Here is a 14857-nt window from a genome sequence, read left to right as displayed (position 1 = left end):
GCCGGCGCGCAGAACACTTGAAACTTAGACCGTAACGAATTGCGCCATCATGCCAACATCCTCATGTTCCAGCACATGGCAATGGAACATAAAAGGATGATCGCGTTTCGCTTCACGATCAAAATGTACAAGAATTTCTGCCTTGCCGTTAATCAGTGCTGTGTCTTTCCAGCCTGATTGATGCAGTGGCGGCGTTTCGCCGTTCAATGTCAGGATGCGAAACGATGCTCCGTGAATATGAAATGGATGCGCCATTTCTTTCGTCGACAACTCCCAGATCTCCCACGATCCAAGCTTAACCTCGGCGTCAATACGGTTCATGTCGAAAGGCTTCTCCGCAATCGCCATCTGAACGCCTGATGTCAAAGCCTGCAACGCAGGTCCGGCGTCGGCATTGCTCCGCCCACCATGCATATCATGGTCACTCATGTTCGCCATGTTGTGACCAGCATGCGGATCGCTCGACTTGCCGCCCATCATAAGCTTCATATTATCCGCCATACGTTCATCGAAAAAGTATGAACGTCTGCGAACAGAAAGCTTTTCATCCGGCTGTTCCGGACCATCGAGCTTTGTCGGCAAGGTTTTGATTGCGCCTTCGATTTGGTCATCGATGATGAACTGCATCAAAGGCTGGTCATCGCCACCGCTGTCATCACTGGCTGTCAGCAGGTCGAGCACATCTTTCGACTTGGAAAAATCGACCAACACCTCGTAGCGCTCGCCCGGACTGATTGTCAGGCGTTTAACCGGATCAAGCGTACTTATAAAGCCGCCATCAGATGCTATGACTTGCAACGGCTGGTCGTCGCTAAGACGGATGTGGAAGTTGCGCGCATTTGCACCGTTCAGAATACGCAACCGAACCACTGAAGCAGGAACACGCGCTTGCGGCGCGATAACGCCATTCACAATAAGCTTGTCGCCGCGAAAGCCATGCATCAGATCCATAATGTCAGGCTGGTAAACCTTATCGCCATCGATCACCCTGCGATCCTGCAAGACGAGCGGAATATCATCAACACCATAGGTTTGAGGCAAGCCGCGTTCCCCGTCCTTGCCGTCGCTGACAATCATCAACCCGGCAATTCCCATATGCGCCTGCCGCGCAGTGTCCCCATGCATATGCGGGTGGAACCAGTTGAATGAAGCCGGCTGGTTGACCGTAACCTTTGGCTCCCAGCTAGTGCCTGCCGCAATGACATTATGCGGCCCGCCATCGAGAACCGACGGAACAAAAAGACCATGCCAATGGAGCGTTGTGTCTTCGTCCATGCCGTTATTTACCGAAAGCGTCACCGCTTCACCGTTTTTGAGGCGGACGACCGGCCCAAGATATGTGCCGTTTATCCCGGCAGAGGCCGCATCGCTGCCTTGCGCGAAAGCATGGCGTCCCTTCTGGACAGTCAGCTTCACCACACCTTCAGCATCAGGCTCAATTAAAGCCGGAATAGGCAGCGCCTGCGCCTTTGCCTGTGCGCTGGCTGCACCATGCTGCATGTGCTGCTGATGTGGGTCCTGCGCAAAGGCCTCAAAAGGCCGGACAATGGATAAGGCAGCAGCGCTTGCTCCAAGCGTCAAAAGACGACGGCGAGTCATACTCGTCATGATAATTCTCCAGATAAATCTCTATCAACGCACATCGAAACCTTCGAAATGCGCTTATTGCCGCCGAAAAACCGGCAGCGTTTCAGAAGATCAGATCTGGCTGGTTATTGGAGGTCGGAGAACGCCGAAGGGGTCGTTGCTGTTCAATGATGCGACGCGTGGCGGCAAGCCGAATTCGTGATCGGGGGTGAACAGAGCAACGCTGGAGCTAAGCTGTATGATGCCCCCACAGCTCATCATTACACAGGCGGCAGATGCCTTCTTGCCATGATCCGTCGGCGTTGAATGCCCGCCGCCATGTTTGGCAACCTGCGCAGTCGTGTGACAGTCAATAACTGCTGCCGTCAGTGGCAGATCATGCGCCATGGCATAACAAAATTGCGTTGAAACCAGAAACAGCAACGAGAACAGCGCAATCAGCATACGGGAAGGCATTCGCAAAACAGAATGTTTGCGAAAACGCATACCAATATTGCTGTTTCTGAAAACCTGCGCAGTCATTGTGATTCCATGTTCTGAATTTCAGCTTAAGGCTACCTTAAGGCAATTGAAAGACCTCCATCCTTTTCCTTGAAACTACCTCTGGCATTCATTTTGTTTCGAAAACAGCACATTCGAAATTAGAAAATTACGTGACAGCCCTTTTAAGCTTGCGGTTTCGTATTTTGTGGCACTAAGAAGGCAATATCTCGGGCTTTCCCCCAAAACGTACAGCCCACAAATATGGATATGAAACAATGACTGTAGCTCAAGCAGTTGTTCCGAAGAAAAATTCTGCGCGCCGCGTTTTGGCCGCGAGCATGATCGGCACAACAATCGAATTCTTTGACTTTTATATTTATGCTACCGCCGCGGTAATCGTTTTCCCGCACCTCTTCTTCCCGGCAAGTGACGGTAACTCGGCGCTGCTCCAGTCTTTGGCAACTTTCGCTATTGCCTTCTTTGCACGCCCGATCGGCGGCGCTTTGTTCGGCCACTTCGGCGATAAGGTTGGCCGTAAGGCAACGCTCGTTGCAGCGCTTATGACCATGGGCATTTCCACAGTCGCTATCGGCTTCCTGCCAACTTATGAATCCATCGGCGTATGGGCGGCTCTCCTGCTCGCACTCTGCCGTCTGGGTCAGGGCCTTGGCCTTGGTGGCGAATGGGGCGGTGCAGTTCTGCTCGCAACCGAAAATGCACCGGAAGGCAAGCGTACCTGGTACGGCATGTTCCCACAGCTCGGTGCGCCTGTTGGCTTCATCCTTGCAACGGGTATCTTCCTGGTCTTGGCTGAACTCCTGACCGAAGAACAGTTCATGTCGTTCGGCTGGCGTATTCCTTTCATCGCCAGTGCACTGCTGGTTGGCGTCGGCCTCTTCATTCGCTTGAAGATTGCTGAAACACCAGAATTCCAGAAGGCTATCGACAAGGCTGAACGCGTTGAAGTTCCAGTCGCAACGCTTTTCAAGAAGCACAAGGCGAGCCTGTTTCTCGGCACCATCGGCGCTGTTGCAACCTTCGTTCTGTTCTATCTCATGACCGTGTTCTCGCTCGGTTGGGGTACGCGTGCGCTCGGCTATAGCCGTGAGCAGTTCCTCATCCTGCAGATGGTCGGCGTGATATTCTTCGGCCTCACCATCCCGGTCGCAGCGTTGCTTTCCGATAAATACGGAATGCGTCCGGTCATGATCATCGTCACGGTGCTGATTGGTATCTATGGCTTCCTCATGGCTCCGCTTTTCCTGAGCGGAACAGCTGGCGTTCTCGCCTTCCTTATCCTTGGTTTTGGCTTGATGGGACTGACTTACGGTCCAATTGGTGCAGCGCTTGCTGAACCTTTCCCGACTTCGGTTCGCTATACCGGCGCTTCGCTTACCTTCAACCTGGCAGGCATTCTCGGCGCATCGGTTGCACCTTACATCGCAACATGGCTCGCGACCCATTATAGCTTTGCTTATGTTGGCTACTACATGACTGCTGCCGCCGTGATTTCTCTGATCGGCTTTGCATTCATCTCGTTCAAGCGCGGCGAATAAGCCAAACTAAATACCAAAAAAAACAGCCCGCGTGGAGCGATCCAAGCGGGCTTTTCTTTTAAATGTAAGCTCGACTAACCTTATTCGGTGTCAGCAGCTTCCAGAGCAATAGCAACAGACTGAATGATCGAGGCGAAGCGTGCAGCAGTCTGGATTGCTTCCGTCGAAACGCCAGCCTTACGCAACACATCTTCGTGGGCGTCGATGCACATGCCGCAGCCATTGATTGCCGAAACGGCCAGTGACCACAGTTCGAAGTCAACCTTGTCGACGCCTGGGTTGCCAATCACGTTCATGCGCAGCTTGGCAGGAAGCGTGCGGTATTCCTTGTTGGTGGCAAGGTGCACGAAGCGATAATAAACGTTGTTCATGCCCATGATGGATGCTGCAGATTTTGCAGCCTGCACAACCGTAGCATCAACCTTACCTGCTGCTTCAGCAGTCAGCGCCTTGCGCACATCGGCGTTGCGCGAAGCAATACCGCAGGCGACGAACAGGCCGTATTTCTGCTGTGGCGTCAGCGTTTCATCGCTCGCCATGGACGAAAGGTTAAGACGAACATCCTTGGCAAAGTCCGGAATTCTTGACTTCAGATCATCAATGGACATGGAACCCTCTTTAACTGTCAGTTCTGGATAAACAAAAGGCGGGCCTTAACCCGCCTTCTCTCAAGCAATTGGATGCTGATTAAGCAGCCTTGAGCGTTTCGCCACCAACTTCACGGTTGCATGGGCAAAGCTCATCGGTCTGCAGAGCATCGAGAACGCGCAGCGTGTCCTTAGGAGCGCGGCCAACATTGAGGTTGGTTGCATAAACGTGCTGGATCGTGTTGTCCGGATCGACAACGAAGGTGTAGCGGTAAGCAACGCCATCTGGCGAACGAACGCCGAGGCCATCGACCAGCGAACCGTTGGTGTCAGCAAACGACCAGATTGACAGCTTGTTGAGATCCTGATGATCGCGGCGCCATGCGAGCTTCACGAATTCGTTGTCGGTCGAACCGCCGAGAACAACCGCATCACGATCTTCGAAATCCGAAGCCAGACGCGCGAATTCTGCGATTTCCGTTGGGCAAACGAAAGTGAAGTCCTTAGGGTAGAAGAAGATGACCTTCCACTTGCCTTCGAAGCTTGCTTCAGTGACTTCTTCAAAAGCCGAAACGCCATTTTCTTCGTGGAAGTTGAAGCCTGGCTTTACGCCAGTTACTTTGAAAGAAGGAAGCTTGTCACCGATACCGAGCATCTCATACCTGCCTGTAAATTCGTTGTTATGCAGAAAATTCAGAAGTTTCAGAACTATCCGCTTGCGAGTCATATATAGGCACTCTAAATCAATCGGTCAAAGCGATTAAAACGATCAATTCCATCGATTTTAACGATGGGGATAAGTTTAGCCCAAGACCATGCTCAATATCAGCGTTCGCCAGCTCCACTATTTTATCGCCCTCGTCAAAGCAGGCTCCTTTTCGCGTGCAGCTGAGGCCGTCGGCGTGACACAATCCACGTTAAGTGCAGCAATTCAGGCGCTTGAAGCGGAGATCGGGGTTACTCTGATCGACCGCACCGGGCGGCGGATGCAACTGCTGCCAGCAGGCGAAGACTTCCTCAATCGTGCGCAGGAAATCGTCGCATCAATCGAAGAACTGCCGGAACATGCACGTCAGGCAGAGCGCCCTTTGACCACACGTTTGCGGCTCGGTGTCATTCCGTCGATTGCGCCGTTTCTTCTGCCCAAAGTGCTGCCCACGACGGCCAAGGCCTTTCCAGAACTGCAATTGAGCGTGCGCGAAGGCCTGACACGCACTCTGCTCGACAGTCTGCGCTCAGGCTCCCTTGACGTGGCGCTCGTCGCCCATCCCTATGATCTTGATGACTTTGAAGTCGCTGAAATCGGTCAGGACCCGTTCTTTCTTGCAGTGCGCCGCGATCATGCGCTCGCCAACCGTGACCGCATCGACGCAAGCGATCTTCAGGATCAGCCTTTTCTGTTGCTTGAAACCGGCCATTGTCTGCGTGAACACGTCATGGCGGCAATCGGTTCAAAGCCAACGCAGACAGGCGGCGATGTTCATGCAACCAGCATCATGACGCTGGTGCAGTTGGTGGAATTCGGAATGGGAGTGACGCTGCTGCCGGAAGTCGCCATCAAGGCGGGCGTTACACGCGGCAGCGAGATCAGCACCGTGCCCTATGAAGGGCAGCACAATTACCGTTCGCTTGCTTTGGCATGGCGCGCCAATGCTGCCCGCCGCAACGAGTATCAGCTATTTGCGGCCCATCTGCGCAATCACTGCATGAAGAAATAAATCACAAAACGCCCCAGGCGCGGAACCGGCCGCGTCCGGTAATTTCCCGCAAGTTGAGATCGGATATCAGCTTCAACGCACCCTGTTGCGTGACTGCAAGCTCTTTCTCAACCATCTGGCTCGAAACCAGAGGGCTGCGCATCATCATATCAACCAATTGCGGAAGACGTGAATTTGATCGCCGTCCTCTGAGCTTGCGTTGCATTTGTTCACGCGCAAGCATCAGGCGGTCATGTTCTTTCATGCCTGCGTCCGCCGCGTCCTCAATTGCCGACAAAAATGTCTTCAACCGTATCAACCGGTTTGACGAGCGGCGCTCATCTGGCCTTTTCGTCCGAAGGCCTATGCTGATTGCAGGCAGGTGATTAGTCGTAATCCCCGACTGACGCAGATATGCAGACGTCAACAAACGGCCGATCCAGTTTGAACGCTGCACCACTTCAAGAGAATACCAGGCATCATGCATAATTGCAGCGCATAGTATCGAAGGCAGATGTGCAGTCTTGGCAAACAGGTCGCGCCATTCCTGCAAACGCGCATCTTCATCCCAGTCATCGTCATAAAGTAGGGCTTCCGCCTCAACAGGCTGCGGCTTTGGTTTCTCTTTGACAACGCCTTTTAACAAAGCATCCGTACGAGCTAGCAGAGCGTCGATATCTTCCAGCAGCGGATCAACTTCGCCCTCCGCCACTTCGCTATAATCACGCTTTTCTTCCTCACGTACCTCGATATTTCGGCCAATCAATTGCTGAATACCTGCCGTGCTTAAAGCCCAGCCCGGCGCACGACTGACAATCTGCCGACGCAGTCGCAACACAGAATAAGCAATCGTCAGAGCATGGCTGGGCGTGCGCGTATCCATAAGCGCATCATGCAGAACAAGATCTTCCAGATGCACCAGTTCACCCTCAAGCCACATGGATGCTACAGCGTCCTGCATATGCATACGCTCCAGCATTCCGTCGCGGATTGGAGAACGGGCGAGCCGCTCGTCAAGCCTCGTTAATGCAGCCGTGGCATTCGTCACGGGCACAAAAAGCTCATCGAGCGGCAGTTTGTCGAATTCATAAGCCATGTTCCGCATATCGCAACCGATTGCGGAAAAAGGCAAACGAAAATGAGCGGTTAGAACAATTTCTATCTAAGCAGGAGCATTCAAACTGCTCTAACTCTTTTTTCCACGCATTATCCTACGCAAAACCGCTTCGCACTTTTGCTGGAAATGCTCTAAGCCAGAACTTCCGCAACTTTCACAGTGCGACCTTCCTTGACTGAAAGGAGAGCTGCTTCTGCAAGCGCCAAAGCCTGCAAACCATCTTCCGCCGAAGGTTTGGGTGCCTTGCCGCCATCAATCGCATCGATGAACGAAGCAATTTCAGCCGCATAAGCATCCGTGTAGCGGGTCATGAAGAAATCATGCAGCGGCGGACGGGTATAGCCGTCCTTCGATGCCACTTCGATGGAAACCGGGCGCTGGTTTTCAGCAGACACCGCTCCGTCCGAGCCATGCACTTCGACGCGCTGGTCGTAACCGTAGGAAGCTCGACGCGAATTGGAAATCACACATTGGCGACCGGAAGCGGTGGTCAGGATCACGCTTGCGCTGTCAAAATCACCCAGTTCACCGATCTTTGGATCGACAAGAACCGAAGCCGATGCAGAAACCGTTGCAATTTCTTCACCCAGCAGAAAACGCGCCATATCAAAATCATGGATGGTCATGTCGCGGAAAATACCGCCAGAAACCTTGATATATTCCGCAGGCGGCGCGCCAGGATCGCGACTGGTGATCGTGACCATTTCGACCTTGCCAATCCGACCGTCATCAATAGCCTTACGAACAGCCGCAAAATGCGGATCGAAACGCCGATTGAACCCGAGCATAACCTTGCCGCCGGTTTCCTTGATGACATTGAGACACGCACGCACGCGCTCAATGTTTAGATCGATAGGCTTTTCGCAGAACACGGCTTTGCCAGCGCGGGAGAAGCGTTCGATCAGATCGGCATGAGTGTTGGTTGGCGTACAGATCAGCACCGCATCCACATCAGACGAATTTTCAATCTCGTCAATGGTGCGCACTTCCGCGCCAGCGGCATCAGCAATGGCGCGTGCTGCGTCCTGATTGGCATCCGCCACTGCGATAAGCTTCGCGCGCTTGTCGGAAGCGATCGCGCCTGCATGAACCTTACCAATACGGCCAGCACCGAGCAGAGCAAGACGTGTAACCATTGCCTTCATCCTCCCAAAACGGTCATCCTCGATTGACCGACAAAACAGTTTCGCTATTCCGTTTTGCGCGATTCCCGACTATTCGGGAGAAACAAAGCGCAATGGAATATTTATTCTATTTTGCTAGATTGTGATATATAGGATGTCAAGAGACCGTTTCTGAAAGGATGGCAATGGACACCGAACAAGCTGTTGCAGCACAAGCCGATACTCCCGCCAGTGTGCCAGCCCCAACGAATGTCAAAGAATTTGAGGCGAGACTGCTCGAAGTCGCAGACCGATTGCCAAAACGTCTCAAACAATGCGCCGATTTTGTTGCTGCCAATCAGGACCGTATAGCTGTTTCAACAGTCGCGGAAATGGCAGAAGGCGCAGGCGTTCAAAGTTCGGCCTTCATGCGCTTTTGTCAGATATTGGGCTTTTCCGGCTTTTCGGAAATGCAGAAACTTTTTCGCGACTCCTATGCTGGCGGTTGGCCCGATTATTCCACGCGGCTTGAACATCTGCGTGAAACGGCGGCTGGAAGCGCCCCGGCCCTTCTGGCAGAGTTTGCCGAGGCAGGCCGCACTTCACTTGAAAGTCTGTTGAAGACCATCGAGCCGGAAGCACTTGAGAAAGCTGTCAAGCTGCTGGCAACGGCAGAAACCATACACATCATTGGCGTTCGGCGCGCATTTCCGGTTGCGAGCTATCTGGCCTATGCGCTTGAAAAGATGCAGGTTCCAGCGATGCTTCACAGCACTGTCGGAAAATTGGAGAACCAGCACGCCATTCGCAAAGGCGATGTGCTCCTTGCCATTTCCTTTTCGCCATACTCGCCCGAAACCATAGCAATGGCGGAAAATGCGAGCGAGCGCGGCATCGATGTTGTTGCGATTACCGACACCATTGTCAGCCCAATGAGCAAGTTTGCTCAGCAATCGCTGCTTGTTTCAGAAGTGGACTTCGGCGCATTCAGGTCACTTTCGGCCACACTCTGCCTTGCTATTACCCTCGCCGTTGCCGTCGGTACGGAACGTCAATCGTAAAATAATACAGCATTCTATTTTTCGGTTGAAATGGAATAATAAATCCATTTTAATCAGAAATAGAATGGCTGCTGCGTAATGTGAGTCACACACAGCCTTCCCAAGCTAAAAAAAGACGCATGTGCCGAGGGAGGAACAGAATGAAGCGGCTGGATTTGATTACGATTGGCCGATCTTCGGTAGATCTTTACGGCGCACAGGTCGGCGGTCTTCTCGAGGATATGTCGTCCTTCAACAAATATGTTGGTGGTTCTCCGACAAATATTGCAACCGGCACCGCAAGGCTTGGTCTCAAATCTGCTCTCATAACCCGCGTTGGCGACGAGCATATGGGACGCTTTCTGCTGCGCGAACTTGCGCGCGAAGGCGTGGATACACGCGGCGTTGTCACCGATCCGCAGCGTCTGACAGCACTTGTCATCCTTGGCATCCGGGATCAGGAACATTTCCCGCTGATCTTCTATCGTGAGAACTGCGCCGACATGGCGCTTTGCGAAGATGATATTGATCCCGACTTCATCGCGGAGGCCGAATGTGTGCTCGCCACTGGCACGCATCTTTCGCATCCGCGCACTGAAGCAGCTGTCATCAAGGCGCTCAGGCTTGCGCGCGAAAACAACAGCCGAACCGTGCTCGATATTGATTACCGCCCCAATCTCTGGGGGCTTTCAGGCCATGGTGATGGCGAGAACCGTTTCATCGAATCCCTTGCCGTAACCAAGAAGCTGCAATCAACGCTCCATCTCTTCGATCTCATTGTCGGCACAGAAGAAGAGTTTCATATCGCTGGCGGCTCAACCGATACGCTTGAGGCGCTCAAAGCCGTCCGCAAAGTTACCAAGGCAGCACTGGTCTGCAAACGTGGGCCGATGGGTGCTGTGGTTTTGGAAGACGACATTCCTGACCATCTCGACAAGGGGCAATCAGGACAAGGATTTCCGATTGAAGTTTTCAATGTGCTTGGCGCGGGCGATGGATTCATGTCTGGCCTTTTGCGCGGATGGCTCAAGGGGGAAGATTGGCCGACCAGCCTGAAGTTCGCCAATGCCTGCGGTGCCTTTGCCGTGTCACGTCATGGTTGCACACCCGCCTATCCAAGCTGGGAAGAGCTGCAGTATTTCTTCAAGGCCGGCATTCGCGACAAGGCATTGCGCAAGGATCAGGCGCTTGAACAAGTGCATTGGTCAACCAACCGCAATGGCGACTGGCCGCATATGCGGGTCTTCGCTTTTGACCACCGTATCCAGTTGGAAGAAATGGCGCAGGAAACTGGTGCCACAGATGAAAAGATCGGTGAATTCAAGGAACTATGCTTGAAAGCTGCATTAGAGGTTTCGGGCGGTGAAAACGGCTATGGCATCCTATGCGATGGACGACTTGGCCGCGATGCACTCCACCGCGCGGCTGGCAGCGGCCTGTGGATCGGACGCCCGACGGAATGGCCGGGGTCACGTCCCCTGGAGCTTGAACCAGAACTCGGCCCTGATTGCGGTGGCCTTGTGGAATGGCCCGTCGAAAATGTTGTGAAGCTTCTTTGCTTCTACCACCCTGACGACAGCGACGACGTGAAGGCGCAGCAGGAAGCCACCGTAAAGAGGCTTTTCACTGCTGCCCGGCGTAATCGTCTGGAGTTTCTGCTGGAAATCATCCCATCAAAGGTCGCCCCCGTCGATGATATGAGCACGGCAAAAGTCATTGAGCGCTTCTATGAGATTGGTGTCTATCCAGACTGGTGGAAGCTTGAGCCACTGAAGACCACAGAAGCATGGCGCAATGCTTGTGAGGCGATCACCCGCAATGATCCTCATACGCGTGGCATTGTTGTTCTGGGGCTTGATGCGCCCGCAGAAGAGCTGGAAGCAAGCCTGAAAGTTGCTGCCGATTTTGAACTGGTGAAAGGCTTTGCTATTGGTCGAACCATTCTGGGCGATGTTGCGCGCCAGTGGCTTGCGAACAAGATAAGCGATGCAGAAGCCATTACAGAAATGGCAAAACGCTATCGCGGTTTCTGCGATCTTTGGGATAGGCTGCGACAGAAATAAACGCATCTCGGAAACAGGTGGAGGCCTGAATCTGAAATTGCGAGAAAGCGGATTTCCGCTGGGAGGAAAAATGAAGACCGTTCGACTGACAGCGGCACAGGCTCTTGTGCGTTATATTGCCAATCAGATGACATCCGAAGGTGAACCCTTCATCGCTGGCGTCTGGGCGATTTTTGGCCATGGCAATGTGGCAGGGCTTGGCGAGGCGCTGCATGGCATCCGCGACAAGCTCGTGACCTGGCGCGGCCATAATGAGCAAACCATGGCTCATGCGGCGATTGCCTATACCAAGCAGCTCGGTCGCAAACGCGCTTGCGCTGTCACCTCCTCCATCGGCCCCGGCGCAACCAATATGGTCACAGCGGCGGCACTCGCCCATGTGAACCGACTGCCGGTCCTGTTCATTCCCGGCGATGTCTTCGCCAATCGCGGTCCTGATCCAGTGTTGCAGCAGATTGAGGATTTCAACGACGGCACCATGACCGTCAATGACTGTTTCCGGCCCGTAAGCCGCTATTTTGATCGCATTACCCGCCCTGAGCAGCTTCTCACTGCTCTGCCGCGTGCCTTCCGCACAATGACAGATCCTGCGGATTGCGGGCCTGTAACGCTGTCTTTCTGTCAGGATGTGCAGGCCGAAGCCTATGACTGGCCAGAGGAGTTCTTTGCGCCAAAGGTTTGGCATTGGCGGCGACCACCAGCCGATGAACACGAGCTGGCAACGGCAATTGCAGCGATCAAAGCTGCCAAGACCCCGGTTATCGTTGCGGGCGGCGGCGTACATTATTCAGGCGCCCATGAAGCGCTGAAAAGCTTTGCAGAAACTCACAACATTCCGGTTATCGAAACACAGGCAGGCAAATCGGCTTTGCCGTGGGATCACGCGCTCAATTTCGGTCCAGTCGGCGTTACTGGTGCAGACAGTGCAAACGCAGTTGCAGCAAGCGCTGATCTGGTCATTGGGGTGGGAACACGTTTTCAGGATTTCACCACCGGCTCGTGGGCATTGTTCAAACATCCGGGCCGAAAGCTGCTCTCGGTCAATGTTCAGCCATATGATAGCCACAAGAATGCCGCGATTTCACTCGTTGCAGATGCACAAATTGCGCTAAAAACGCTCTCAAATGGCCTAAAAGACTATAAACGCAGCGCACTCGACACCACGCTTAAAGCACGCTGGTTTGAAGCAGCAGACCGTTTCACGGCGGCTCCCGGTGATGCCAACCAGCTTCCCACAGACATGCAGGTGATCGGCGCGGTTCAGCGTCAGTCGAAAGAAAATACCGTCGTCATGTGCGCGGCTGGCACCATGCCGGGTGAATTACACCAGCTCTGGAAAGCCGGTCGCCCGATGTCCTATCACATGGAGTATGGCTTCTCCTGCATGGGTTATGAGATCGCAGGCGGACTTGGCATCAAGATGGCTGAACCGGATCGCGACGTGATCGTGATGATCGGTGACGGCTCCTATATGATGGCCAATTCAGAGCTTGCGACCTCTGTGATGATGGGCATCAAGATCACAGTCGTGCTTACAGACAATCGCGGTTATGGCTGCATCAACCGTTTGCAAATGGCGACCGGCGGTGCCGAGTTCAACAATCTGCTCGACCACACAACCCATGTGAATGCATCGAATATCGACTTCGCGGCCCATGCAGGTGCGATGGGTGCCGACAGTAAGAAAGTCGGTTCTATCCGCGAACTTGAAGATGCGCTGGCAGAAGCGCGCAACAGCCCGCGCACCACAGTTATCGTCATCGATACCGATCCTTACCCAACGCCTGAAACCGGTGGCTGGTGGTGGGACGTGGCTGTGCCAGAAGTCTCGGACCGCGACCAAGTACGCGCCGCGCGTGAAAATTATGAAGCTCAGATCAAAGAAAGAAACTGACCGATGATCCTCTATGGCACCAACCCGATTGCCTGGTCGAACGATGATGATCGCAGCCTTGGCGCGCATATAAGCCTTGATAAATGTCTTGATGAGACTTCAAAAATCGGCTTCGACGGAATCGAAAAAGGTCATAAATTTCCGCAAGTTGCAGCGGAACTTAAAGCGGCACTCGAACCACGCAATCTGCGCTACGTATCCGGTTGGCATTCGCTGAACCTTCTTACCAATTCCGTTGAGGATGAGAAGGCTGCAATGCAGCCAGCACTTGATCTTCTGAACGCCATGGGCTGCAAGGTCATCATCGTTTGCGAAACGTCGAACGCCATTCATGGCGACGATAGCAAGTCGCTCTCCGAACGTCCGGTGCTGGAAGAAGCACGCTGGGCTGAGTTTGGTGCAGGCGTTGAAGCACTGGCCGAACATGCGAGCGCGCAGGGTATTGCACTCGTCTATCACCATCACATGGGCACGATTGTTCAGAGCGAAGACGAGATCGACCTTCTAATGAAACATACCGGCCCACATGCCAAGTTGCTGCTTGATACAGGTCATTGTCTGTTTGGCGGCGGTGATCCTGAACGCGTTGCAAAGAACCATATGGGGCGTGTCCGGCATATCCATGCCAAGAATGTGCGCCCAGCGATTGCGGCACAGGTACGCGACCAGAGCCTGTCCTTTCTGGAAGGTGTGCGCCGCGGCGTATTCACGGTTCCCGGCGATCATGAAGGCGGTGTCGATTTTGTACCGGTGCTTAAGGTCGCGGCCCAGCATGGCTATCAGGGCTGGCTGGTGATTGAAGCCGAACAGGACCCAGATGTGCGCAATCCATTTGAATATCAGTCGCTAGGGCTAAAATCGCTCAAAGCATTTGCGCGCGAAGCAGGGTTAGACAAAGGAGACTGAGCTATGGCCAATCTGTTACGCAAACCGAGCGGCAAGCATGGCAAGGTGCATGACATCACGCCGGAAAGCGCCAATTGGGGCTATGTTGGCTTTGGCCTCTATCGTCTGAAAGCAGGTGAAACCGCAACCGAGAAAACCGGCGACCGGGAAGTCATTCTGGTGCTGGTCGAAGGCAAAGCAAAGCTCAAAGCCTCGGGAGAAGATTTCGGCGAAATGGGCGAGCGAATGAGCGTGTTTGAAAAACTCGCTCCGCATTGCCTCTATGTGCCTGCTGAGAGCGACTGGGACGCAGTGGCAACAACCGATTGCGTGCTTGCTGTCTGCACAGCACCTGGCAAACCGGGCCGCAAGGCACAAAAACTCGGACCGGAAGGACTGACATTCGATACACGTGGACAAGGTGCGAATACCCGCAACATCTTCAACATTGCCATGGAAGGCCGCGATGTCGCCGACAGCCTCTTGGTGACGGAAGTTTTCACGCCACAGGGCAACTGGTCATCCTACCCGCCGCACAGACATGATGAAGATAACTTCCCGGATATGACTTACCTAGAAGAAACCTATTATCATCGCCTAAACCCATCGCAGGGCTATGGTATTCAGCGGGTCTTTACCGAAGATGGCAGTCTCGATGAAACCATGGCCGTTTCTGACGGCGATGTCGTTCTGGTGCCAAAGGGACATCACCCATGCGGCGCGCCCTATGGTTATGAGATGTACTATCTCAACGTCATGGCTGGACCGATCCGCAAATGGCGATTTAAAAACCATCCGGATCACGACTGGATTTATAAACGCGACAATCCATCAGCATAAAAAAA

At 53.5% G+C, this 14857-nt stretch carries 13 protein-coding genes; 7 read left to right on the top strand and 6 right to left on the bottom strand.

Going from position 1 to position 14857, the window contains the following annotated elements; genetic code table 11:
- Nucleotides 1-24: 24 nt before the first annotated feature.
- Together cueO and CEV34_RS23735 are read right to left on the bottom strand one after the other, a co-directional pair.
- Nucleotides 25-1608 (bottom strand): multicopper oxidase CueO, encoded by a 1584-nt coding sequence (gene cueO / locus CEV34_RS23740; RefSeq protein ID WP_094544708.1) that lies wholly within the window; start codon nucleotides 1606-1608, stop codon nucleotides 25-27.
- Between the two features lie 90 nt (nucleotides 1609-1698).
- Complete coding sequence (locus CEV34_RS23735; RefSeq protein WP_007879481.1) at nucleotides 1699-2109, bottom strand: hypothetical protein; 411 nt, start codon at nucleotides 2107-2109, stop codon at nucleotides 1699-1701.
- Nucleotides 2110-2345: 236 nt separating this feature from the next.
- On the opposite strand from CEV34_RS23735, the gene CEV34_RS23730 reads away from it, so the two are divergent.
- A complete protein-coding gene (locus CEV34_RS23730) occupies nucleotides 2346-3626 on the top strand; it encodes an MFS transporter (protein ID WP_007879483.1) in 1281 nt (426 codons plus the stop codon).
- An 80-nt stretch (nucleotides 3627-3706) separates the two neighbouring features.
- Here CEV34_RS23730 and CEV34_RS23725 read toward each other — a convergent pair whose 3' ends face one another.
- Complete coding sequence (locus CEV34_RS23725) at nucleotides 3707-4234, bottom strand: carboxymuconolactone decarboxylase family protein (protein WP_007879485.1); 528 nt, start codon at nucleotides 4232-4234, stop codon at nucleotides 3707-3709.
- A 79-nt stretch (nucleotides 4235-4313) separates the two neighbouring features.
- Nucleotides 4314-4868: a peroxiredoxin gene (locus CEV34_RS23720; protein WP_007879486.1), complete on the bottom strand. Its 555-nt coding sequence runs from the start codon at nucleotides 4866-4868 to the stop codon at nucleotides 4314-4316.
- A gap of 160 nt (nucleotides 4869-5028) precedes the next feature.
- On the opposite strand from CEV34_RS23720, the gene CEV34_RS23715 reads away from it, so the two are divergent.
- Nucleotides 5029-5931: a hydrogen peroxide-inducible genes activator gene (locus CEV34_RS23715; RefSeq protein ID WP_007879488.1), complete on the top strand. Its 903-nt coding sequence runs from the start codon at nucleotides 5029-5031 to the stop codon at nucleotides 5929-5931.
- Between the two features lies 1 nt (nucleotide 5932).
- On the opposite strand, the gene CEV34_RS23710 is transcribed toward CEV34_RS23715, so the two are convergent.
- Entirely contained in the window at nucleotides 5933-7006 is a 1074-nt protein-coding gene (locus CEV34_RS23710) for an RHE_PE00001 family protein (RefSeq protein WP_007879489.1), read from the bottom strand.
- A 152-nt stretch (nucleotides 7007-7158) separates the two neighbouring features.
- Nucleotides 7159-8163, bottom strand: a complete 1005-nt coding sequence (iolG, locus tag CEV34_RS23705) for an inositol 2-dehydrogenase (RefSeq protein ID WP_007879491.1) — start codon at nucleotides 8161-8163, stop codon at nucleotides 7159-7161.
- 173 nt (nucleotides 8164-8336) lie between these two features.
- Between iolG and CEV34_RS23700 the strand changes: the two genes are divergently transcribed.
- The 5 genes from CEV34_RS23700 to iolB all read left to right on the top strand — a co-directional run bounded on the left by CEV34_RS23700 (nucleotide 8337) and on the right by iolB (nucleotide 14852).
- A complete protein-coding gene (locus tag CEV34_RS23700) occupies nucleotides 8337-9191 on the top strand; it encodes a MurR/RpiR family transcriptional regulator (protein ID WP_007879498.1) in 855 nt (284 codons plus the stop codon).
- A 140-nt stretch (nucleotides 9192-9331) separates the two neighbouring features.
- Nucleotides 9332-11233, top strand: a complete 1902-nt coding sequence (locus CEV34_RS23695; protein WP_007879502.1) for a bifunctional 5-dehydro-2-deoxygluconokinase/5-dehydro-2-deoxyphosphogluconate aldolase — start codon at nucleotides 9332-9334, stop codon at nucleotides 11231-11233.
- Between the two features lie 70 nt (nucleotides 11234-11303).
- Complete coding sequence (gene iolD, locus CEV34_RS23690; RefSeq protein WP_007879504.1) at nucleotides 11304-13127, top strand: 3D-(3,5/4)-trihydroxycyclohexane-1,2-dione acylhydrolase (decyclizing); 1824 nt, start codon at nucleotides 11304-11306, stop codon at nucleotides 13125-13127.
- A gap of 3 nt (nucleotides 13128-13130) precedes the next feature.
- Nucleotides 13131-14033: a myo-inosose-2 dehydratase gene (iolE, locus tag CEV34_RS23685; RefSeq protein WP_007879512.1), complete on the top strand. Its 903-nt coding sequence runs from the start codon at nucleotides 13131-13133 to the stop codon at nucleotides 14031-14033.
- Between the two features lie 3 nt (nucleotides 14034-14036).
- Nucleotides 14037-14852: a 5-deoxy-glucuronate isomerase gene (iolB, locus tag CEV34_RS23680; protein ID WP_007879514.1), complete on the top strand. Its 816-nt coding sequence runs from the start codon at nucleotides 14037-14039 to the stop codon at nucleotides 14850-14852.
- Nucleotides 14853-14857: the final 5 nt, after the last annotated feature.

Origin of the sequence: Brucella pseudogrignonensis (assembly GCF_002252525.1) — a bacterium.
Taxonomy (GTDB): domain Bacteria; phylum Pseudomonadota; class Alphaproteobacteria; order Rhizobiales; family Rhizobiaceae; genus Brucella; species Brucella pseudogrignonensis.
The sequence above is the reverse complement of the archived record's forward strand: the minus strand, read 5'-3'. Positions and strand labels throughout refer to the sequence as shown.